Genomic DNA, 22,887 nt, shown 5'->3' with positions numbered 1-22,887 from the left:
AGATCGAGAAATGATCCTCTATTGGCCGCCGCCCTGCTTGCGCTAAACAGCCAGCGCAAGCAGGGCGGCGGCCGCTCGAACCTCGTCACCTGTCAAGTGTCCTCGGCGCAAAATGCGATTTTATTTGGCGGCTTATCTTGGGTGGATTGCCGCGCTAGTCCCCAGATAAAAATAGCCATGAAATCCATTCTTTTGTTGCTGATCGCCTGTGGCGCTTTACTTAGCGGCTGCGCCGTGCTTCCTTACGGCGACGGCCAAGGCAATGGCTGCCCTCCCGGGCAAGCTAAGAAAGGAAATTGCCGGGTTGACCAGTACGGGAACGAGTCCTTCTGTCCGCCTGGCCAGGCGAAGAAGGGCCGCTGCTGATTTGAGCGAGGCGATCACTTCGGTCTCCTTTGGCTGGACACAATCCGCATGACGATTTGGTGTCAGTCTAGTAGGCCAAACGGATGATATCGGCAGAGATAAGGATTAACCTCGAAGCCGTGTGACGTCAATTCAACGTGTGAGAAAGCCGGTATCGGGGGCGGACCGCAATGCCAAGAAATGGCACGAAAAAATTTCTTATATCTGAGGTAAAGAATTTTTAACTTCACGTAGACTGATGGGGTAGTCCTTGCTGCCACCCGCGTATCGCTTCCCGGCGACGCGGGTTTCTTTTCGGTCAATAGCGCGCGAGAATTTTCTCGATGTTTGGCCTACACTTTCCAACCATGAGTAGCACTTAACCCGGCGTTGCTGCTGGGGCTGTCTTGGCTATGGACATCTACCAACTGCATCTTGTTTCCGCGGGCATTGCCCCCCCGTGGCTTATTGAGGGACACAGAGTCCGCGTTCCTGTCGAAGGCAACCATGTGAACCTGGATGGGAAACAGCTCGAGGTCTATGGTCGTCGTACCGCAAGCGGAAGGGTTCGAACGGGACCGATCGGACTTGCGTCGGGAACCCTGGTCGAAGTCTGGTGCGATATCAATGGATTGTTCATGTGTGCACGGGCGGATGACGTAGACCGGGTCCGTGCTGCCAAAGCAGCGAGAGAAGCGGCAGAACAAGCCGTCCTACGGGCGCGCGAAGAGGACCTTCGCGTTCGAGCGCAGGCGTTTAACGATAGCCTTGCGATTCCCTTCAGGTGGGTGCCAGGTGCAATCGACGTTGAATCTAGTCTTTTGCACGGGACGCAAAGCGACGAAGAACAGCGCTTGGCCAACGATGTTCACATCTTGCTGAAACAGGGCTTTCGCGATGGGCGTCTGATGCGCAGCGCTGGCGATTTTCTTTGCATGCGTTCGCGGCGATTGGACGGTACAAATTTAAAGGTGCGAAAGGCGGAGATGCATGTCGAGGTCTCCTGCAAGGACTGCCTTACAGTTTCGAAGCGGTGGCGCAGCGACTAATCGATGTTACTCGACGAAAGCCGAGTTTTTCACCCTCCGCTGGACATGAGTAAGTCTACCTAGCTTCAGAGTAGGGCAGTAGGCTAAAAATTCCCCTAGATCTTTGCGTCGCCGACACATTCGCATCTGCCGGGACGTTACTGGAAATGGTGGACTTCTCCCCATGGAATTCTCATTTAGTTGGGGGAAATTTGCAGGGAGTTTTCCGCTGGGTCAATTCAAAAGGGGTGGCCACGCGAAAACTTCCACCTCTCAAGTGATTGATTAAAAAGGGTAATTCTGTGCAAACCGCCAGATTTTGCAAGCACGATTACCCCATCGCGTGCGCGAGGGCTTGCGCAGCGTGGCCGGCGGCAACGGCAACCCCGGCGCCGGAGCCATCACCGGAGTAGCGTCCGCGCCTCGCGCCGGTCAGGCCTTCATCATCGCCACCAACACCTCGGCAAACTCCAGCGACAGGCGCGAGAGCGGTTCGGACTGCACGTTGAAGATCTGGACCGAGGCATTGACCTTGGTCCGGATGGGAATCGCCACGATATTGGGCCAGTCCTGCCCGAACACGGTCATGGCATCAACCAGCGCGATGCCGGCGCCCGCCTGCGCCAGCGCGCGCGCCACGTGCGCCTGCTCCACCTCGATCCGCATGTCGATGTCATCGCTATCGCTGCCGAACATCTCCCGCACCAGCAACCCGAACGGCATGTCCGCCCCATAGCCGATCAAGGGCTCGCCCGCGAGCTCTGCGGGACGCACATAGCTGCGCCCGCTCAGCCGGTGCCCCGCGGGAACGAGGGCGACCATCGGGTTCTTCACCAGCAGGCGGGATTCCAGATTGGGGTGCGTCAGCGGCATGTTGGACACGGCCAGCTCGGCCTGGCCGGAGAGCAGGGCGCGCAGCATGTTACCCGGAATCTGCGTGCGCACGACGATGCGCACTGCCGGATGCACGGCGCGGAACGAGGCGATCGCGCGGGGCAGTACCGTCTGTCCGAGGTTGGGGCTGCACGAGATGCGCAGGCTGCCCGTGCGATTGGTGGCCAGGTCCTCGGCGATTTCATTGACGCGCTCGATCCCTTCATACACGGCATTGACCTCGCCGAGCAGGCGGCGCGCTTCCGGCGTCGGGTACAGGCGCCCCTTCACGCGGCGGAACAGTTCCAGGCCCAGGCGCTGCTCGGTGTGCGACATCAGCCGGCTGATGGCGGGCTGCGACACATACAAGAGTTTCGAGGCTGCGCTGATCGATCCGGTGAGCATCACGGCGCGGAACACTTCGATCTGCCGGAGGTTCATTTTCATGATTTCATACCATTAACGTGATGTTAAGTCCTACGGACATATAAGCATATGACAGTAAGGGCACCGCTGCCTACACTTGGTTCTGACAGCGCACTGCAACGCGTGCTGGCCGGCCCGGAACCGCTCATGGTGCATCGTGCACCAATGCAGCGACAGTCGCGCTCGGCGCGGGCACTGCGATGGGGATGCGCAGCCCGATGCGCGCGGCCCTGTTCCATGCCGGTGCATCGATCCAACCTTCACAGCGGGAGACAAGGAAACGACATGAGCGATATCCATCTGACTTACATCAACGGCAAGGACATCGCGAAGCTGGCGATGACCGACCAGGAAATCCTCGACGCGGTCGAGCAGGGGCTGCTGGCGCAGGGCAACAACGAGACCGTGATCGAGCCGCGCGTGCACCTGATCCCGGACCCGGCATTCAACGGTCACTTCAATGTGCTGCGCGGCTACGTGGCGCCGCTCGGGCTGGCCGGTGTGAAGATCGTGGGCGACTACGTGGACAACTACAAGCTCGGCCTGCCGTCGGAGATGGCGATGCTCAACCTGTTCGATCCGCGCACCGGCATGCCCGTGGCGATGATCGATGCCACCTTCATCACGGACGCGCGTACCGGCGCGGTGACCGCGCTCGGCGCCCGGCACCTGGCGCGCCGCAACAGCAAGGTGCTTGGCCATATCGGCGCGCGCGGCACGTCGTACTGGAACGTGCGCCTGCTCGACAGCATCTTCGACTTCGACGAGATCCGCGTGCATTCGCGGCGCCCTGAGAGCCGCGATGCATTCGCCGCCAGGCTGGAGAAGGATCTCGGCAAGAAGATCATCGTCACCCAGGACTGGGAATCGTGCGTGCGCGGTGCCGACATCGTGGTGGAGGCGTCGCGGCTGGAGAAGCCCACGCCACTGCTAAAGACCGAATGGATCAAGCCGGGCGCGTTCGTCGTGCCGTACGGGACCATGAGCGCCGTCGAGTTGTCGCTGACCGACATCATGAACAAGCTGGTGGTGGATGACTGGACCCAATGCAAAGGCGGCATGTTCGGCTCGCTGCGCGCGCATGTGGAAGCGGGCAAGTTGTCAGAGCAGACGCTCCATGCCGAGCTTGGCGAAATCGTCGCCGGCCGCAAGCCGGGACGGCAGAGCGACGACGAGACCAACCTGTTCTGGCATCGCGGCCTGTCGCTCAGCGATATTGCGCTGGGGCACGCCATCATGAAGAAGGCCGAGCGCATGGGCATTGGCCAGCGGCTCGTCTACGCATGATTGCCAACGCGCGCATGTATGCGGTAGCCGCGCCCGTGGCACAGGCGTGGCGGGACCTGTTCGCGTACGTGGGCGAGCGAGCCGGCGTGGCATGGACATATATCGAGCATGCCGCGCCGGCGCCGGTCAGCGAGCTGTGGGCGCGGCCGGACTGCGGCTGCGTGTTCATGTGCGGCTTCCCGTATGTCAGCGCCGGCAGCCGCCATCGGCTGCTGGCCGCGCCGGTGCCGTCGCTGCCGCGCTATGGTGGCAGACCGGTGTACTTCACCGAGTTCATCGTGCGCGACGATGCGGCGTTCGCCACGCTGGAGCAAGCCTTCGGCGGCCGGCTGGCCTGCATGCTGCCGGAGTCGAACTCCGGCTACAACGCGCCGCGCCACTACCTGATGACAGAGGCCGCCGCCGGCACCGGCACGCTGTTCCGGCCGACCCGGGCGCCCACGCCAACGCCGCGCCAGGTGATCGACGCCGTGGTCGGCGGAGAGGCGGCGGTCGGCGTGGTGGACAGCTATGTGCTTGATCTGCTGCGCCTGCACGAGCCCGCGTTGATGGCCAGGGTGCGTAGCGTTGCGGTCACCCCGGCCGCGCCGATCCCGCCGCTGGTGGCCTCGCCGCAGGCCGGTGCCGATACCGTGGCGCGGGTGCGCCCGGTGTTGCTGGACCTGCATCGTGACGCGGCGTGCGCGGGCTGGCTGGCGCAACTCAGGCTGTCGCGCTTCGCGCCCGTCGAAGCCCCGGACTACGCCGTGCTGGCACGCTACGCCAGCGCGGCCGACCAGGCTGGCTTCGAGCTGACCGGCGCTCCGGCCGACACGAGCAAGGAGCACCGCGAATGATGGCGACGAACCCGGCCGGTGCCGACCTGCCGCTGCACGGCCTGAAGGTACTCGATTTCTCGCGTGTGCTGGCGGGCCCGTTCTGCACCGCGATGCTCGCCGACGCGGGCGCCGAGGTCATCAAGGTCGAGCCGTTCGAGGGCGACGACTATCGGCACATGGGCCTGCAGGTCGACGGGCAAAGCGCCAACTTTGCCTTCGTCAACCGGGGCAAGCGCAGCCTGCGGCTGGACCTCAAGCATGCCCATGCGGACGCCGTGACCGAACGTCTCGCGGGCTGGGCCGACGTAGTCATTGAAAACTTCAAGCCGGGCGTGGCCGACCGGCTCGGCATCGGCTATGCGCGCCTGGCGGCGATCAACCCGGCACTGGTCTATTGCAGCATCTCCGGCTTCGGCCAGGCCGGCCCGTGGTCGGACCGGCCAGCCTACGACACCATCATCCAGGCGCTCAGTGGCCTGATGGATGTCACTGGCGCGCCGGAAGGCCAGCCCACCATGATCGGCGAATCCATTGCCGACGTGGCCGCCGGCATGTTCGCTTCGTGGGGCGTGATGGCGGCGCTGTGGCAGCGCACGCGCACCGGGCGCGGCCGGCATCTCGACGTGGCGATGTACGACTGCCTGCTCAGCATGATGCCGACGCTGGTATCGCGCGTGGTGGCCGGCGGCGCAGCCGCCGTGCGGGTGGGCAACCGGCATGCCAATTCGGCGCCGTTCGGTGTGTTCCATGCCGCGGACGGACCCTTTGTGCTGACGGTCGCCAACAACCGCCTGTTCGACAAGCTGGCGCAGGCGATGGCCCAGCCCGCGCTGGCAAGTGATCCGCGCTTTGCCACCAACCGGGCGCGCAAGCAGAACGAAGACGCGCTGGCCGCGATGATCGAGGCCTGGGCCCGGGACATGACGGTGGCGCAGGCGGTAGGGCGCCTGTCCGCGTTCGGCGTGCCGGTTGCCCCGGTGCAATCGGTGGCCGCCAGCGTAGCCAGCGAACACGTACGCGAGCGCGGATTGATCGTCTCGCGTGAAGGCGCCGGCGGCAGCCGGCAATGCCACGTGGAGCAGCCGGTGCGGTTCGGCGCATTGCCGCGCGGCCACTCCGATCCGGCGCCGCCTTTGGGCGCCGATTCGCGGGCCATCCTGCGCGAACTGGGCTTCGGGACCGAAGCGATCGAGGAAATGCACGAGCAAGGAGCGATCTGATGGAAGCGCAAGCCAAGTCTGCGGACCAGTATGTCGATGACGACAGTTTCGAAGGCATGCTGGCCGCCACCACGCGCTTCGTGCGCGAGCGCCTGATGCCGCTGGAGCCGCAGGTGGAGGAGCGCGACGAGGTACCCGAAGAGATCGTCGGGGCGATGAAGGAGATGGGCTTCTTCGGCTTGTCGATCGCGCCCGAATTCGGCGGCAGCGGCCTCAACGCCGAACAGCAGGCGCGCTTCCAGATGGCGCTGAGCCTGAGTTCGCCGGCGTTCCGCTACGTCTACAGCTCCAACCTGGGCATCGGTTCGCGGGGGATCTCGCTGGACGGCACCGATGCGCAAAAGGCGGAGTTCCTGCCGCGCCTGGCCAGCGGCGAGCTGGTCGGCGCCTTTGCGCTGACCGAGCCGGACGCCGGCTGCGATGCCGGCAGCCTGACCACGCGCGCGGAGCGCAGGGGCGGCGACTACGTGCTCAACGGGGCGAAGCGCTTCATCACCAATGCCACGCGCGCCGACGTTTTTACCGTGATGGCGCGCACGGATCCTCAGAGTCCGGGCGCATCCGGCATCAGCGCGTTTATCGTCGACCGGGCCAGCGCCGGGCTCAGCGTCGGCAAGCCCGAGAAGAAGATGGGACATCGCGGCTCGCAGATCGCGGACGTGGTCTTCGATAACGTGGTCGTGCCGGCCTCGCGCCTGATCGGCGCAGTGGAGGGCAAGGGCTTTCGCACCGCGATGAAGACGCTCGACCATGGCCGCATCAATATCGCCGCCATGGGCGTTGGGATGGCGCAGCGGCTGCTCGACGAGGCGGTGGCCTATGCGGGAACGCGCCGGCAGTTCGGGCGTGCCATCATCGACTTCCAGCTGGTGCAAGCCATGCTGGCTGACTCGGAAGCCGAGATCCAGGCCGCGCGTGCGATGACGCTCGCCGCGGCCAGGCGGATCGATGCGACGGGCACGGCGGTGAAGGACGCGGCGGCGGCCAAGTACTTCTCGTCGGAGATGCTGTGCCGCGTTGCGGACCGCGCGATGCAGGTGTTCGGCGGCGCGGGCTATGTGGCGGACTATCCGATCGAGCGGATGTACCGGGACGCCCGCCTGCTGCGGCTGTACGAAGGGACGAGCCAGATCCTGCAGATCGTCATTGCGCGGGCGATCGGCAATGAGCACGGTTTTCGCGTGGCCTGACCACGGCGCGGGACAGATTTTTCGAGTTTCCGGTTTGTGAATGTCTGACTGAAGGGGAGAATGTTCGATGATGAAGCGATTCCTGATGACCCTGCTAATGGCCGGCCTGCCGATGCTGGCCAGCGCGCAGGCCTATCCGTCCAAGCCCGTGCGGCTGATCGTGCCGTTTCCGGCCGGCGGCCCGGCCGATGTGCTGGGACGTGTCGTGGGCGAGGGCTTGTCCAAGGCCTGGGGCCAGAGCGTGCTGGTGGAGAACAAGGCGGGCGCGGCCGGTACTATCGGCGTTGACCAGGCGGCCAAGGCCGCGCCGGACGGTTATACGCTGGCCCTGGTGCCGGTGGGCAACATCGCCGTCAACCCGTCACTGTTCCGCAGCCTGCCGTACAAGCCCACGGACCTGGTGCCGGTCACCATGCTGGCCACCGCGGAAAACGTGCTCGTGGTTGGCGCCAACGTCCCCGCCACTTCCCTCGCCGAGCTACTCAAGCTGGCGGCACAGAAGCCAGGCGAGCTGACGTTCGCCTCGCCCGGGGCCGGCAGCCAGGCGCACCTGGCCGGAGAACTGCTGCAGCTTGACGCCAAGGTCAGGCTCAACCACATCCCCTACAAGGGGGTGAGCCCGGCGATGACCGACCTGGTCGGCGGCCAGGTGACCATGATGTTCGCGCAGGTCTCGTCGGCGCTGCCCTATATCAAGTCGGGCAAACTCCATGCGCTCGGCGTAGCCAGCCAGAAGCGCTCGCCGCTGATGCCCGACGTGCCCACCATTGCGGAGCAGGGCTTCCCGAAGTTCGAGGCGGTTTCCTGGTATGCCTTGATGGCTCCCGCGGGCACGCCCAAGGACGTGATTGGCCGCGTTCATCGCCAGACGCTGGAGGTGCTGGCGAATCCGGTAGTGAAGGAGAAGCTGGCCACGCTGGGCATGGAAACCGCAGGCGGCACGCCGCAGGCGCTGGCCACCACGATCCAGCAGGATAGCGCCCGCTGGGCCGGCGTGATCCGCCAGCGCCAGATCACCGTGGACTGAGCAGCAGGCGCCGCCGTGCGCCGAGTCAGACTGCCTGCTCCGTCAAAGGCCAGCCAGGATGCTGCCGCAGTATACGCCGCTCCACCCGTATATCGGGGCGCCACCACGCGTTGAAGTCGTACACATAGACGAAGCCTTCGTGTTCGCGCAGACGAAACGCGGCCAGCGTCAGTTCGTTTGCCACTGTGGAGAATTGCAGAACGTCCTCATGGGCTTCGCCGTAACGCCTGCCACGAATGGTGAACTGGTGCAGATGTTCGTCCGTCCAGCCCATGACTACCTGGATGACATTGTGCAATTGCGCGAGCGCTAAGTACTCGGGAAGGAGGACCCGCCGCCATCTCGTCATGTACCAGCCCAATCTGACAAGCCACCGGCCACCGACGCTCGTCGGCGAACCACTGCACGCGGGACGTATCGTGTCCGGCCTCTATTCCAGCCTGATGCTGCGTTCGACCATCAAGGCCGGTATCGGTATCGGCATCGGCGAGGTACCCGTGCCGCTCGGCGAGAAGGAGGGGTTGGCGCGGGTGTGGCCGGGACTTCACGCGGGTACTTGCTAAATTGCCTGCCTCGCGAAAGAGGGGGGCCTGCGGAGCCTTGCTGCAAGCGGCCCTCCGGGCAATCACCGCCAGATTTTGCGTAAAAAGTACGGATACCCCATCGGAGGGGATTTGCGCGGTCCTTACCGAAATCGCCCGACTTCTTGTCCAGGCGGGCCAGCCGCAGGTCATTGCTACCAGCGCATGCCGGTTCCCAGGGATCCGGTTTCAAAGATCACATATTGCGTTCGTTGCTTGTAGGTGGCCTCCACCCGATAATCGGCGGGCGGCACCTTGAACAGGCAGCGCGGACCGGTGGCTTGGAACGCCGCCAGCACTCTGCCATGCCGCCGCAGCCGGACATCGACTCCCGCCAGTAAGTCGCCTCGAGGACCCTCTGTGAAGATGACGCCGAGGTTGTATTGCTGTTCGAGATTGCTCAAGTGGTCCTGCTCCTCGACGCCTGTGCCGCCGCAGATATAGGTGACATTGCCCACAGTTCGCGGCGCCATCAGTTGCGGTCCCGAGGCCTGCGGCCGCATGACTGCCCGCTGCGCCTGCGACGCCGCCGCCTCCGGCTGCACGATGACAAGCAGCGGTTCCGGCTTTGCCGCCTGCGCTTGTGTAATTGAGGCCTGCGGGTCTGCGGCTTGTGGCATTGCCATGGCCGGTGTTGCTATCTCCGGCAGCATAGTCACGGCTTGAGGTTGCTGGGTCGATGCCACCGCCTGCGTCGGTGCCATCTCCACCGGCTTGGTCGCGGCCTCCGGCAACGAGGTAGCGGCCTGCGGCAGCGTAGGCGATGTCTCGGGCGACGATTGAGCTTGCGTGCCAAACGCGAGCGCTGCCGACATGACGGTAAATACAAGGCGCGCAACGGCCGGCAGGCGGGCAGTATGTGAGATTGACATGGAGCTCCCCCTTTATATTGGTGCGATAAGACTAAACCGTTGCTGCATCCACAGCTATCCGCCAGAAGTCCCATCCGTTAGTGGCGTGGCGAGCATTACCGCATCTATCATGTGTGCCGCACTCGGGCTAGACCAAGTGAGGCGACAGCAAGGGACCTCGACCTAGTTCTTCCTGTGCCGCGTTCGAACTCGCGGCCGTGGCCGAACCCGATCAAGGGGCGGGCACCCAGGCATTCCACATCAAGCGCCCCGTCGCGCGCTGCTCCGCTTCTCTGAACCGCTGCGTGTCATCAATACCGCAATCAGAGCCCGGCAGTCTGTCAACGCATTGTGCGGCTGCGGCCTCTCGATAGCATAAAGGGCTCCGAATGCGTTCAACATCATCTGCGCCATTGCCATAACCGAATCCTCCTCGACCGTGAAGTCAGATGCCACCGACGCGGCTTCCACCGGAGTCGGAAGCGACTGTGCGAGGGCCATCGTCACCGTCGGCTCGGGGACTGTCTGCGCTGTCTTCGTGGGTTCCTCATCGACATAGGTCGGCCGGCGAAGGCGGCACGGCTTGGCTTAAGTCAAAGTTTGCCTCCCGCAGGCCCCCTGGCGTCAGTGAAACCCAGTGCAGTACCGATGGGGAGCGCACCAGCCCGAGGCTGCCCTGATAGGTCCATTGGATCGGGGATGGCTGGCTGCCGCGCAATGCAATCGTCTCGGCGGACAGTTTGAGGTGAAGCAGGCGGCCATCCTGTCCGGGCGTGTACGCCATGTCGCCGACGACCGTGATGCCGGCCTCGCGCACACTTGCCGGCATGCAAGGCAATGAGGCAGTGACTTTGCCGGCGGTATCCAGCAAATGCGCGAAACCCATGCCACCATCGCTGGTGCCGACCACCAGGAAGCTGTTCAGTGCCGGCACATAGGCCGTGCCATACGTGTAGTACTTTAGTTTCTCGTTCAGCACCTGAGTGCCGGTCAATGCCGAGTCGTCTGGCCGATAGATTGCCGTCTTCAGCCTGGCGTGCTTCTCGCCGGGAATGAACTCCTGCCAAGCGAGCAAGGCTATCTCCTTCGAGCCGGCGATCAATGGCCACCACTCCCGCTTGTCGCGCGCCACATCGGTGCTGCGTAGCAACTGCCCCTTGACGTCATAAGTCTTGAGGTAGACACCGTTTCCGGTGCCCAGGTTATCCACGCCGCCCCCGTCGATCCAGTCGTCCGAGTAGAACACCACAAACGTATCCCCCACTGCCGCGACATGGCCGGAGTGCCCCCCCGACCAGACGTCGATCGATTTCGCCTGCTGCGGCTGCAGGTCCGCGCCATACACGCGATAGCGCTGGCTGACACTGTTGGCCGTATTCGCGCCATCCTCGAAGGTCAGCATGATGCGGCCACCGGCACTCTGCGCCACCGAGACCGGCTCCTGCGCTTCCTTCTCCGCTATAAGCAACCGGGGCTTGCCGAGATTGGCCTGTTCCGGCTTCCATTCGGCAACGTAGATGTCATGCGACCAGTTGCGATTGCGGTCCGGCCCGCGCGGTGGCAGGCCGGAGCTGCTGAAGAACACGTAGGTGATATCCCCCGGGCCGGTCGCTGCGCCAATGCCGTGCATATAGGCGCGCTGATCGACATCTGGGCGGGCCTTGGGAGGCGCTCCCTGCCCGTCAGTGCGGCCACCACTGCTGCGGCTGTCGTTGCGCGCGCCCGCCGGCGCCCACAGCAGTACACCGGCAAGCAGCAGCGTGGCGCCGCGCATCATGGAGAACGGTCGCATCGTCACTCCACCGTGACTGACTTGGCGAGATTGCGGGGCTTGTCCACATCGGTGTCGCGCGCGCATGCGGTGTGATAAGCCAGCAACTGCAGAGGCACCACATGCAGGATCGGCGACAGCATCCCGTAGTGCTCGGGCATGCGGATGACGTGCAGCCCAGGCGCGCTGCTGATCATACTACCGGCATCGGAAAAGACGTAGAGCTCCCCGCCGCGCGCCCGTACTTCCTGCAAGTTGGACTTAAGCTTCTCCAGCAGGGTGTCGTTGGGCGCGACTGTTACCACCGGCATTTGGTCGGTCACCAACGCGAGCGGCCCGTGCTTGAGTTCGCCCGCAGCATAGGCTTCGGCGTGGATATATGAGATTTCCTTCAGCTTCAGCGCGCCTTCGAGCGCGATTGGGTAATGTATTCCACGCCCTAGAAAAAGCGCGCTCTCCTTGCGCGACAGCGATTCTGCCCAGGCAACGATCTGTGGCTCGAGCGCCAGCACGCGGTTCAGCGCTGCCGGCAGTTGGCGCAACTGTTCGAGTATCAGGGCCTCCTGCAGAGCAGGCAGCAGGCCGCGCTGCCTGGCCAGCGTCGCCGCCAACACGAACAACGCCACCAACTGGGTGGTGAAGGCCTTGGTGGAGGCAACACCGATCTCGGCGCCGGCCCGGGTCAGAAAGTGCAGGTTGGCCTGGCGCATGATGGCGCTGCCGGACACATTGCATATCGCCAGTGTATGGCGATGACCAAGGGCTTGCGCGTGCTTAAGGGCAGCCAGTGTGTCTGCGGTCTCGCCCGACTGCGAGATCACTAGCACGAGCGTATGGGGATTCGGCACGGAATCGCGATAGCGGTATTCGCTGGCGATCTCCACGCTGGTGTGCATCCGCGCGATCGACTCCAGCCAGTATTTGGCGGTCAGGCCGGCATGGTAGCTGGTGCCGCAGGCCAGGATCAGCACCGAATCAATGTCGGCGAATGCGTCAGCCGCCTGTGCACCGAACAGCGCCGGTGAGAACTCCTCGATGTATTCAGTCGCATCAGCGATGACGGCTGGCTGCTCAAAGATCTCCTTTTGCATGTAGTGCTGGTACGGGCCGAGGTCGGCCGCGGCTGCGTTCGCCTCCAACTCGCGTATCTCGCGGAAGGCAGGATTGCCATTACGGTCGATGATCGAGACTCCACCGCGCGCCAGCGATACCAGGTCACCCTCTTCGAGGTAGATAAAGCGCTCCGCGCTTCCAGCCAGTGCCATGGTGTCTGAAGCGAGGTAAGTACCATCGCTTCCCAGGCCTACCACGAGCGGCGATCCGGAGCGGGCGCCGATCACGAGGTCCGGCTGCTCGCGCGTGAACACGGCAATGGCATAGGCACCGTGCAACTGCTGGAGCGCTAGCTGCACCGCCTTGCACAGGTCCCCACCGCCGTCGTGGTGAAAACAGTGGTGCACCAAATGCGCGATCACCTCTGTGTCGGTCTGCGATTCGAAATCGTAGCCACATTCCCTCAGTTGCTCGCGCAGGGCTTCGTGATTTTCGATGATGCCGTTGTGCACCAGAGCGATCTCGCCACTGGAGAAGATCGGATGGGCATTTCGTGTGAGCGGCGCGCCGTGCGTCGCCCACCTCGTGTGAGCGATGCCGACGGTACCTTCCAGCAGCGTTTGATCCACCTGCTCAGCAAGGTTCGCCACGCGCGCCACGCTGCGCACCCGTCGTGGCTCACCATCCTGCAGCACGGCAAGGCCGCAGGAATCGTAGCCGCGATATTCCAGACGCCGCAATCCTTCCAGCAGGACCGGTGTCACATTACGTTGAGCAACAGCGCCGACAATGCCACACATGAAAATGCCCCGAAAAAGAATAAAGCTGTTTTAAAAAGGCCTCGCGCGACGGCCGGTGAGCCGCCCGCGCGAGGCCGATGCTCCGCTGCTGGTCAAGCCAGCTCGTGCAATGGTGCAACGTGCGAAATCAGCCCATCTTCATCGTGAAAGGCCATCAGGCTGCGACCGGTGCCCACCGAGAGCACCACATCCCGGGCCAGGTCGAGGGATGATATCGGCGCTGCGCGGGCAGGCCGCTTGGAACCCGACACTCGCTCGTCGAGGCGGCGCGCCAGTGTCCAAAACGTCAGCGTCATGCTCATGGCGAAGATGATCAACGCATCGGGCATGACTTCCCTTAGCGAGAACTCAGTGCTGCCAGCAGAAGCCACACACCAGTAGATGTAGAACGCCGCCGCTGCCCAGATCGCTGCGACGAGCACGGGGCGCACCACGCGGTACCAGAGATAGCGGCGAACCGCCTTGCCCCGTGCATGATGCTGCAGATATTGTTGCAAGGTGGCGCTGGACGCGTCGATGATTGGGTCTTTCATTTCTCACTCCTCCTCAAGAATGCTCTTCAAATTGCCCGACATAGTGGGATGCCGGCGCGGGCGACCTTGGCGGCGTGGGCTCCTCGCGGATGCCTCGGTCGGGGCTGACCCACCTTGCCCGGGTGCGGCGCTGATGAAACAGCACGCCGGGCAGGGCGATCACCGAAGCGACCATGCTGATGGTCCAGAACGCGACCGGGTACCAGATCGTGTCTAGAAAGTAGCGCAGCAGCTTGGTGTCGTAGGGGCGATCTATGACGCAGCCAACCAGGATCTGCACGCAGCAGGTCAGAAAGAGAAAGACACCCGCGCCGCGCGGCATGCCCGCGAAGCGCCAGGCCTCGGGTAGCTCGAACAAGGCGGTCGCGGCCGTCATCACCAGGGTGAAAAGCATGCAGTAGGCCCAGATCACACTGATCGAATACTCGAGGAAGATCGGCCACATCATCGGCTTACTCTTGGTGATGATGGGTGCCGCATACTTCTGCAACACCTGGATACCACCCCGGGCCCAGCGCAGGCGTTGCTTGAACAGGCCCCTGATCGTCTCGGGCATCAGGATCCAGCTGAGGGCGCGCGGCTCGAAATGCAGGCGCCAGCCATTGACCTGCAGCTTCCAGCTGATATCGATGTCTTCGGTCAGCATGTCGGGGCTCCAGTAGCCCACGTTACGCAGCGCACTTTTGCGGAACATGCAGATCACACCCGAAACGGTAAGCAGGCGGCCGTACATTTCCTGGGTCCGTTTGATCAGGCCCACGATGGACGAGAATTCGCCGACTTGCATGCGGCCCAGGAGCGAGGTCCGGGTGCGAATGCGCGGGTTGCCGGTGACGGCGCCTACTCCCGCGTCGCGCAGGAAGTGGCGCAGCATCCAGCCGATGGCCTCCGGGTCCAGCAGCGAGTCACCGTCGATACACAGCAGGTACTCGGCATCGGTCAGCATGGCCGCGGTGGTCAGCCCAATGGCCTTGCCCTCGTTGTTGTTCTGGTGGATCACCAGCAATTGCGGGTACTGATCGATCAGCTCGTTCAGGATGTCTCCGGTGGCATCGCGGCTACCGTCATTGACAGCGATGATGTTGTAGTTTGGATAGCGCAGGTTAGCCAGGTTCGCGATCACCTCGCGCACATTATCTTCCTCGTTGAAGCAGGGCACGATCACCGAGACCTTGGGACAATCGAGCACCACGTCAGCCCGCTTCTTATGGCGTTCCTTTCTCTCGACGAGGAAGTAGTGAAGGAGGCCACCGGTCATCCACAAGTACGACATGAACAATGGATAGTAAAAGACGAAATTCGAGATCACGCTTGCCGCGTTCTTCATGATGTCCTCCCACCTAATTTATATTTGCTCTTGGTCTAGACTTTCATGCCGTTGCGCGGCCGAACCAGATTCTGCATGGACATGACATCCCGCAGCACCGCCAGGTCAGGCTGGTTCACCATGAACTGGTCAGGGCGGTAGCCGAGATGTTTGACGCCAGCCATGCGCAAGCGCTGCATCTGCTCGCGTAGCGCGGTGCTGGCAATCGGGGCCTGGGTACGGCCGTCGAGTGTCTGCAGGGCGAAGATGGTCTTCGGCAGCGCGCCTGGATGCGCGGCCACGGCACGTGCCAGGCTCTCCAGCCAGGGCGTGGATGGCGGACCGCCGTCGGCATCGGCGTAAGCCATCAGGTTGATGAAGTCGTACTGCACGGAGAAGGCATCAATGTCCTGGGCCAGTCGCATGCTCGCGTCAGGGCGTAACACCGCGTTGGCGGGCAGGCTGCGCACGGTCAGCACATTGCCGCCGCCCTGGTAGTCCTTGACTACGTCCGCGAGTTGACGTGTGAAGTCGATCAGGTACTGGAGTTTGGCGCCCGACCATCGCTGCAGCAGATCGGGGTTGGCGCGGATGGTTGCGAGATCGCGCGGAAGACCCCAGTCGGCATAGGCGGAAAGCGCGGCTTCGCTGGCATCCTCGACATCGCTCAGGCTGGCGTCCTCGCCGAACACGATGCCGTTCAGGCTGGTGTACCTGGCCAGGTCGTAGTAGATATCGCGGATCACGCCGCGAGCGAGCGGGTCGAAGGGGCTGAGCCGTTGCCGCTGTCGCGGATCGGAGGGGGTGGGCGGTGCGCCAGGCAGCACCGTTACCAGCCGCGCAGAGGCCGGATGGCCCGTGGGCAGCTTGTAGGCAAGCACAGGTAGCGTCGCATAGACCTGTACCCCGGCGCGGGTAATCAATTGCCACGCCGTGCGCGAGAACAGGTCGGCACGCACCGGCAGGTGCCGATTGGGAAAGTACAGCGCCTGGGCGGTGCCGCTGCCGTCGGGATCGTAATAGGCTTGCAGATAGACCGATTTCGGCTCGAGATCCTTGATCCGGTCGATGAGGCGCGACAGCCTGGCTTCCTGGCGATCGGGATTGGGATCATACACGTCGTCGAGCGAGACATTGACCACGCGTTCGACCGGCCGGTTGTCGCCGCGATAGGCCGATTGCTGGCGGAACTGGCCCATCATGACGCCGGCATCCCAGTCGTAGGAAACCAGCAGGCGCCTGACCTTGGTCAGGGGCACCTCGGGAGTATTAGGTCCGTCGTCGAGGGTGAAGTGGACGTTCATGCCAAGCTTGTGCGATGCGCCGATCAGCGCCGCGTTGTACATGCCATAGGGCCAGACCATCGAGCGCACCTTGACGCCGGTGTTGGCCTGGATCAGTTCGGAGCACGTCTTCAGGTCTCCACCGACCCGGCTTTCGTATTCCTGCTCGGTTTCGTAGCGCTTCAGGGCGGCAAAATACATGTGCGCGCTCGCCGCAGGAAGTTCATTGCCCTGGGGATTTGCGACCGCGCCATGGTGCATATCGTGCGTGTGCGAAGCGATTTCCACGAGCCCGGACTCGGCCATTTCGCGCAGGTTGTCCCAGCTCATGAAGTAGCCAGGCGCCATCACAGACTTATGGCTGATGCGAACCGGCTCATCTTGCGGTGTACTGGTCCAGCGCGACACCACGGCCACCAGGCCGGGATAGTTGTACTGCCGCAGCAGGGGAAAAGCCTTGGTGTACTGGCTCCTGTAGGCGTCGTCGAAGGTCAGCAGCACGGCGCGCGGCGGCAGCCGCGGTCCGCCGTTGCGCGATGCGATGATCTGGTCGACGCTGACCGGGTGGAAGTCATTGCCCTTGAGCCAGGCGAAGATATTGTTGAGCGTTGCGGTGCTGATGGCGCACGTGTCCGCCACCGTTCCCACATCGGCACGCAGGTCGTCGCGGATATCGTGGAACGCAAGTACGCGGAAAGTCAGCCCATCGTCGCGATCTGGTGGCGGCAGCAAGGACAGGCCGTAGCCGGCGTGCGCGCTGTGGCTCACCGACAGCGCGCCGGCGAGCCCGATGAATTTTCGACGATTAAGCTTGTTCATGATGACCTATAGGGGAACGTTGAGATTGAGGTAGATCAGCTTGGTCGTTTCGCGATTCGAGTCGTAGCGCCTGCTGCCGACGCCAATGCCGTAGGTGAGGGAAGCCTTGCGGCCAAGCTGCCAGAACTGTTCGAGGCGAGCCTCCCACAGCATGCTGTCGCCGAAGCCGTCCTGCTTGTAGCCGCCCGCAGTGACATATACGCGCTGGGCGAACAACTTCTCCGCATAGCGCCACGGCGTCCACTGATACATCGAGCGCAGTTGCGCGACGTAGTCGCGCCGCGGATTGAAGTAAGCAGTGCCATCAAGGGTGTTGCTGCTGGAGCCCACGTCGAGCCAGATCGAGACCTGGTGGCGTGGCTGGTTCATCAGCCGTTCGTACCAGGTGCCCTGCCACTGCTGGTGAAAATTGGTGTCGCTGTAGCGCGATGCGCCATACATCACGTTGAAGTAACGGGCATCGTCCTGCGAATAGCGGGCCGATGCCGTGGCGGCGCGGCCGGTGATGCCAGCCTGGTAGGCTTTCCACGGCAGCGCGTTGTCGTCGGAATCGACGCCGGCGCCAAAACGCCAGTGATCGTTGGGCTGGAAGGCAAGCGTGCCGGTGCCGCCGGTCTTGCCGTGGCCACCGGTGGACTGATGCACCTCGGCGGCGGCTTCCCATCCGTCGCGCCGGAAATCTCCGCCCAGGCCATTGCGTATGCGGCTGACGCTCTGGCCATCGCCGGTGTCGGCGCGTCCCGAGTATTGGTGCGCGAAGACACGCCAGTAATCGGCCATCGGTGACGAGTAGAGGCGTGTGTCAACGCCCCAGGCATGATCCGCCAGCGCCGCGTTGCCGCGCTCGCCAATGGCGTCGATGATCAGTTGTGGACGCTCGTAGATGCGGTACTCGCGCTGGAAATTCTTGACGCTGTTGTTGTCGGGAAAATTGCCGTCGAAGACTGTCGCGACCGCCTTGGCCTGGTCGTACTGATGCAGTTGCAGTGCGGTCTTGCCGATGCCCACGAGGCTCTCGATGTCGCCGGGGTGGTCGGCTTGCGCCTGGCGGTAGATGCTCTGCGAGGCGTAGGGGCGCTCCAGTACCAGGGAGCCGTCCGCGCGGGCGGTCAGGAAGGAAGGATCGAACGGGGCCGCCTTGCGCAGGGTCTCGAGCGCCTGCAGGCCCTCTTCCACGTGATTGGTGTAGAGCAGGTATTGAGCCTGCAGCTTCTTGACGCGGCCGTACTCCGGATTGGTCTTGTCGGCGTCTTCTGACAGCTCGTTATGCGCCGGCGTGTTGCGTGCCATCATGGTGACCAGCTCGCGCGCCGCTTCGTAGTGCCCCTGGTCCAGGTAGGCAAAGAACAAGCTTTCCTGCACGTCCGGCAGCGATAGCGCATAGGGCTCGGTGGTCTCCCTTAGCGGCTCGACCCCCGTCTGCAAGGCCTGTTCATAGGCGGCGGCTGCGAGGTCGGGCTTGTCGAGATAGGCGTAGGCATCGCCTGCGGCGACATAGACGGAAGCCGGCATCGGCTCAGGTGCCCGCGAAATCTGCTCGTAGAGCGCCGTTGCTTCCTTCATGCGCCCACGTACCGATAGCGCGGTGAGGCGGTCGGCCTGGACCGCGCGCCTCACCCCGCTGTATTCGTCGTCTGCGGGAATCCGGGCTAGCAGCGCATCGGCCGCGGCCAGCGCGCTGTCGGCCGGAGCCAGCCGATCGGGGTCATTGGAAGCACTGGCTTGCTGCCGGGCCCACCTGATTTGCTGGGCAACCACAAGATGCTCCAGTAGCAGGAGGTCGCGAGGCGCAAATACGTCCGGGCGTGTGGCGGCCTGTTCCAGGGCCAACTTGGGCGAGCCGCCTTCGGCCAGGGCGAATATGCGCTCCCTAAGGCGGTCCTTCTCGTTTGCGAGCGTTAGCTGTTCCGCCCTGGGTGCCGGGTGGGCGTGCGGCGCCGTCGGCCTGGTGGCCTCTGCGGCGCAATGTTCGCGAGCGAACAGTGCCAACAGGACTGCTGTGGTCTTAAGCGTGGTCCGCAATCGCTTGCGGCTCTGCTGAGGTGCATTCACGTTTTGTGTCTCCCCCGGATTGCGATGCTGCTACAAACGAAACGTCCCCCTTGGCGGCGGCATATCCTTGCCGGCGTCGATGCGATGAAACGAGGGGATGGCCATCATCCGGCTAGCCGGATGGCTTCGTCGCAGCGCAACGCGCTCATCCAGTCCACCGGAACTTGTCCGCACTGAAATCAACCAGATATCAAGGCGCCGCCGGGTCGTCACCAGCTACACCCTGTGCTTCCCTTCCAAGGCCGGCGCCGCTGCAACGCTTTGCGCTGCGGCGGCACGAACCGCCTTCATGCATATATTTCTCGTTTATTCGTTCGGTCTCGCGACCGTCGCCGAGGCGCCCAGTCCTTCCCGGCCATGTCAGAGCTCGCTTCTTCACGCGTTATCGCGTGCCGTGTCGTCGTCTTTGCGCAGTGCATTATTCGGCGATCAAGCACTAACGAGACAGTCGCCAGAAGCACTAGGGGGCCCAGCCGAAAGTGGGAGGCCGATCTAATCCCATTGCCCTGCCCTCTGTCACAGAGAGGACACGATTGCATGCCGAAGGTGGCGCAGGGATAAGCATCCTGAAGAGGGCGGCTAGGTTGAGTGTCTGGGCTGGGGCAAGGTGGGAGTTATCCCTTATGGCGCAGCCGAGACGTGCGACGTTGATCGGTGCCGCGGGCGGGGTGAGAGCAGCGACTGACTCTGGATGGCGGCGGGACGAATGGGAGCCCACGCCAAAGCGGGGGCTGAGATCAATCCAGGATAAGCGTCAACAAGGCAAATGGGCGGCATGTCGATGAGGCTTACGACGAGGCGGTCGAGGCTTGGCGCGATCCGGTCGGACGCGAGCTTATGGAATCCTTGCTGAAGGTAATCTGACTCACTGCTAAGCGATGCGAGTGATTTAAATTTAATAAGTAAAAAGATACTTTTTTCCAAAAAATTGACTATTTCGATTGATAATTAGAGTTTATTAAATACAACCAAAGAGATTCAATGTGGACGTGAAGCATCGTGATCTTTTCGATGCCATTCTTATGTAAGAATATCGTATTGAAAGATCCGTATATCAATATATGTGTGCCGTTTAATACGTCTATTTGGATGTATAGTTATTAACATTTTATTAAGTGCCGAAATGTAATTTCGAGATTGAAAATAAGCATGAAATGCGGGCCAAATCGGACACGATATACGTATAAGACGGTGCGAACACATCCATGCCGCGCCATTTATCAATCTGGTGTTGAGTGAAACCTGAGTGACCGAATGGTTAGACCAAGAAGAAGTCTGGCTGGAAATTTTGGGGCATTTCTGTCATTGTCTAGATCGAAATCATTAATTGCGATTCTTTATGCGTACGTGAAACGACTTAAATATTAAGTGATCATGATTCCAGCTCAATTCCAGCAGGATGACTGACACTAATGAATAATTGTTATCACAATTTATTTGTTATCGATTCCCATTATTTTAATGGCTTCTGTAATTCATTTCGACTCCGGAGGCCGTAAAATAATGAATTTGCTGTAGTTAGTGGCTGGCAGTGCCGGTACAAATTGCAAATGTGGGCGTTACGGTACATATTGGATGTGTGTGGGGAAGGCTTCAAATCGCTGCAGGAAAGCCAGAAGGTCATGATGCAAGGCGACAGGCAAGCACGCCGCGAACACCAGAATGCTGTAGTCACTGAGGGTGAGCCATTCGGCTGGATGCTACCCATATCCGTATCCGCCGATCGATGGCGTCGGCGCGGTATTGCTCTCTGGCCCCGCGATGATGCTCCGCGCTTTCAATCATCATCGCCATCGTGCCAACGATGTCACGCACGGTGGCTCTTTCTCCACTCGGGGCTGCAGGGGGAACTGGACGCCGCGCGACACGCTCCACCGGCAACTGGCGGAGGCAGAGCAGGCGTTCGAGCGAGGGCAGGCGGCACAAAAGGGCTGCGGGCGGAACTGGAAACGGCCGTACGCCGTGCCGAGCGGGCAGATGCGGAAGCCGCCGCGACCCGCCGGCTGGTGGCGGCCAGGCGCCGGGCGCCGGTGACGCGCACCAAGTTCAAGCCCGGGCCAGCCTGAGGGAGGTGGGTGGGGCAGGGTGTCCACCGCGCGATCTGTGGATTTGATTAAAATTTAAGCAGATAGGCCACCTTGTCCTTCCGCCGGCGCGGATCTCCACAGCAGCAATCCCTGGAACAACCTCACTGTTCCCGAATGACGGCGCGACGCTCGATCCCGCGCTCAAATCTATTCACCTGCATCATGTCGATCGAAATCGAGCGCGCGGAAGCCATCACCTGGATCCGCATCCAGATGGCCTAGCATGGGCTGAGCCTGTCCGACCCGCAGGCCGCCGGCTGCTTTGCCGAGCCGCCGCCGACCCCGACGCCTGGTGTGGTGCGCTACCGCAACGCGCACGGGCAGGGCTGGGACGGCCGCGGTGCCATGCCGGACTGGTTGCAGCGGGCAGTCGGGCCAGCCGCCTTGGTGGGGCGGCGTTCGAGGGCTATACTGAAAATCCACCGTCTCGGTGCGCGCGGTGATAGGGCGCGTGCCATCCTCAGCCTCACTGAGATTGTGGAGTGGACGGCGTGATCGGCTTCCACGGAAGTGGCAAGCCAGTCCGAACCGGGCCAGACTGCGCAGTCCGACCTGGTTCGGGCGAACCGATTCGACTTGGGCGAGAGCGGACGCAGTGCGGCGGCGCCGACTAGGTCATGACGAGGAGAGCGAGGATGGCTGCAGCCGGCCAGCCGGCGCGGATTTCGCGCGGCAAAGACCGGAACGATGAAATCTGAATGCACCGCGGGCTGCGGGCCGAGCCAGTTTGCCGAACGGTGGCTGGAAACGGGCTAAAACGGCCGCGAGGGTTAGATTACCGGTAGTTTGGGGTGAGACCCAAGTTCGAGGCGCCAAAAATGGCGTCTTTTTTTGACCCCCGGAAAAATGTGACAGTAGGAGACCGCACCAAAGCGGGCGCTGACTAAGCGGCAATGCGGTGGTTTTCTGCTCTGGCGATGGAGGGATACCATCGTTCAACGTGCGATCGGAGCTGGTCATTGAGCACGGCAGTCCGGATTTGTAGCAGTGCGTGCGCGTGCCGCGGCCGCCAGGCAAAAAAGCGGCAATTCTTATTTTAAATCAGTTGGTTAGTAGGAGATGCGGCGGATTTTTGACGAATCCCGGCCATCCCTCAACAAGCTATATGGCCAGGTGCGCAAGGGCAACATGGGCACGCCCACCGAGGTGCTGGCGCAGTTCCGGGCGGACCTGCGGAGCAAGATGCGCGCGACCGTTGGCCACTCCGGGCTGCCGGACGCGCTCAAGTCGATCGCGGCCGACGCGGTGCAGTCGATCTGGCCGGCCGCCAACGAGGCGGCCGCCGGCGAACTGGCCGCCTTGCGGGCCGAAGCTTGGCTGCCGGCGAGCGAGGCGGAGGCGCAGCGCGACCTGGCGCGGGCCGCGGTGGTCGTGGCGGAAACGCCGGGCAGGCCGTGGAACATTTCCAGGTTGGGTAGTATTCTCGCGGCGGTGCCGTCCCATGGAACGGCCTGGGCCTTGCATTGCTCGCCAGCTGACCGACCCGGACAATGAGGGGCGACCGGCGCCGCCGGCCCGCAATCCGAAACGGAACCAA

18 protein-coding genes are annotated in these 22,887 nt (G+C 62.7%); 9 read left to right on the top strand and 9 right to left on the bottom strand.

From position 1 onward, the window contains the following. Both AC1DS6_RS37835 and AC1DS6_RS37830 read left to right on the top strand, forming a co-directional pair. Nucleotides 1-366 (top strand): hypothetical protein (locus AC1DS6_RS37835; protein WP_477104449.1); only part of this gene is annotated, 366 nt, incomplete at its 5' end. 392 nt (nt 367-758) lie between these two features. Next, on the top strand, nt 759-1,394 hold the full coding sequence (locus AC1DS6_RS37830; protein ID WP_441632675.1) for a hypothetical protein: 636 nt from the start codon (nt 759-761) through the stop codon (nt 1,392-1,394). A gap of 411 nt (nt 1,395-1,805) precedes the next feature. On the opposite strand, the gene AC1DS6_RS37825 is transcribed toward AC1DS6_RS37830, so the two are convergent. Beyond that, nucleotides 1,806-2,693, bottom strand: a complete 888-nt coding sequence (locus AC1DS6_RS37825) for a LysR family transcriptional regulator (RefSeq protein WP_477104448.1) — start codon at nt 2,691-2,693, stop codon at nt 1,806-1,808. A gap of 264 nt (nt 2,694-2,957) precedes the next feature. On the opposite strand from AC1DS6_RS37825, the gene AC1DS6_RS37820 reads away from it, so the two are divergent. From AC1DS6_RS37820 to AC1DS6_RS37800, 5 genes are all read left to right on the top strand, one after another. Then, a complete protein-coding gene (locus AC1DS6_RS37820) occupies nt 2,958-3,959 on the top strand; it encodes an ornithine cyclodeaminase family protein (protein WP_441632671.1) in 1,002 nt (333 codons plus the stop codon). After that, the gene (locus AC1DS6_RS37815; protein ID WP_441632669.1) at nt 3,956-4,795 is read left to right on the top strand and encodes a phosphate/phosphite/phosphonate ABC transporter substrate-binding protein; all 840 of its coding nucleotides are present in this window, start codon (nt 3,956-3,958) and stop codon (nt 4,793-4,795) included. Before AC1DS6_RS37820 ends, AC1DS6_RS37815 begins: the two co-directional genes overlap by 4 nt. Beyond that, nucleotides 4,792-5,997 (top strand): CaiB/BaiF CoA transferase family protein, encoded by a 1,206-nt coding sequence (locus tag AC1DS6_RS37810; RefSeq protein WP_477104447.1) that lies wholly within the window; start codon nt 4,792-4,794, stop codon nt 5,995-5,997. Before AC1DS6_RS37815 ends, AC1DS6_RS37810 begins: the two co-directional genes overlap by 4 nt. Next, a complete protein-coding gene (locus AC1DS6_RS37805; protein ID WP_477104446.1) occupies nt 5,997-7,187 on the top strand; it encodes an acyl-CoA dehydrogenase family protein in 1,191 nt (396 codons plus the stop codon). The genes AC1DS6_RS37810 and AC1DS6_RS37805 overlap by 1 nt, the downstream gene beginning before the upstream one ends. Nucleotides 7,188-7,257: 70 nt before the next feature. After that, on the top strand, nt 7,258-8,214 hold the full coding sequence (locus tag AC1DS6_RS37800) for a Bug family tripartite tricarboxylate transporter substrate binding protein (RefSeq protein WP_441632693.1): 957 nt from the start codon (nt 7,258-7,260) through the stop codon (nt 8,212-8,214). Between the two features lie 25 nt (nt 8,215-8,239). On the opposite strand, the gene AC1DS6_RS37795 is transcribed toward AC1DS6_RS37800, so the two are convergent. Further along, the gene (locus AC1DS6_RS37795) at nt 8,240-8,563 is read right to left on the bottom strand and encodes a plasmid pRiA4b ORF-3 family protein (protein WP_441632663.1); all 324 of its coding nucleotides are present in this window, start codon (nt 8,561-8,563) and stop codon (nt 8,240-8,242) included. Between AC1DS6_RS37795 and AC1DS6_RS37790 the strand changes: the two genes are divergently transcribed. Continuing rightward, nucleotides 8,562-8,777, top strand: a complete 216-nt coding sequence (locus tag AC1DS6_RS37790) for a hypothetical protein (RefSeq protein WP_441632661.1) — start codon at nt 8,562-8,564, stop codon at nt 8,775-8,777. The two genes, AC1DS6_RS37795 and AC1DS6_RS37790, sit on opposite strands and share 2 nt — an antisense overlap. 173 nt (nt 8,778-8,950) lie before the next feature. Here the strand turns inward: AC1DS6_RS37790 and AC1DS6_RS37785 are convergent, their stop codons facing one another. The 7 genes from AC1DS6_RS37785 to pgaA form a co-directional block, all read right to left on the bottom strand. Then, nucleotides 8,951-9,667 (bottom strand): hypothetical protein, encoded by a 717-nt coding sequence (locus AC1DS6_RS37785; protein WP_477104445.1) that lies wholly within the window; start codon nt 9,665-9,667, stop codon nt 8,951-8,953. Between the two features lie 526 nt (nt 9,668-10,193). After that, complete coding sequence (locus tag AC1DS6_RS37780; RefSeq protein WP_477104444.1) at nt 10,194-11,438, bottom strand: hypothetical protein; 1,245 nt, start codon at nt 11,436-11,438, stop codon at nt 10,194-10,196. A gap of 2 nt (nt 11,439-11,440) precedes the next feature. Beyond that, the gene (gene glmS / locus AC1DS6_RS37775) at nt 11,441-13,270 is read right to left on the bottom strand and encodes a glutamine--fructose-6-phosphate transaminase (isomerizing) (protein ID WP_477104443.1); all 1,830 of its coding nucleotides are present in this window, start codon (nt 13,268-13,270) and stop codon (nt 11,441-11,443) included. A gap of 92 nt (nt 13,271-13,362) precedes the next feature. Next, nucleotides 13,363-13,803, bottom strand: coding sequence for a hypothetical protein (locus AC1DS6_RS37770; protein ID WP_477104442.1), 441 nt, complete (start codon nt 13,801-13,803; stop codon nt 13,363-13,365). A 13-nt stretch (nt 13,804-13,816) separates the two neighbouring features. Further along, nucleotides 13,817-15,130, bottom strand: a complete 1,314-nt coding sequence (pgaC, locus tag AC1DS6_RS37765) for a poly-beta-1,6-N-acetyl-D-glucosamine synthase (RefSeq protein WP_477104441.1) — start codon at nt 15,128-15,130, stop codon at nt 13,817-13,819. A 35-nt stretch (nt 15,131-15,165) separates the two neighbouring features. Further along, a complete protein-coding gene (gene pgaB, locus AC1DS6_RS37760; protein WP_477104440.1) occupies nt 15,166-17,211 on the bottom strand; it encodes a poly-beta-1,6-N-acetyl-D-glucosamine N-deacetylase PgaB in 2,046 nt (681 codons plus the stop codon). A 6-nt stretch (nt 17,212-17,217) separates the two neighbouring features. Beyond that, complete coding sequence (gene pgaA / locus AC1DS6_RS37755) at nt 17,218-19,263, bottom strand: poly-beta-1,6 N-acetyl-D-glucosamine export porin PgaA (RefSeq protein WP_477104439.1); 2,046 nt, start codon at nt 19,261-19,263, stop codon at nt 17,218-17,220. A 3,146-nt stretch (nt 19,264-22,409) separates the two neighbouring features. Between pgaA and AC1DS6_RS37750 the strand changes: the two genes are divergently transcribed. Continuing rightward, entirely contained in the window at nt 22,410-22,844 is a 435-nt protein-coding gene (locus AC1DS6_RS37750; protein WP_477104438.1) for a DNA-binding protein, read from the top strand. Nucleotides 22,845-22,887 lie beyond the last annotated feature (43 nt).

It is taken from the genome of Cupriavidus sp. 05L310, assembly GCF_056398185.1.
Note: the sequence above shows the minus strand (reverse complement) of the source record. Positions and strands in the feature narration are given on the sequence as shown.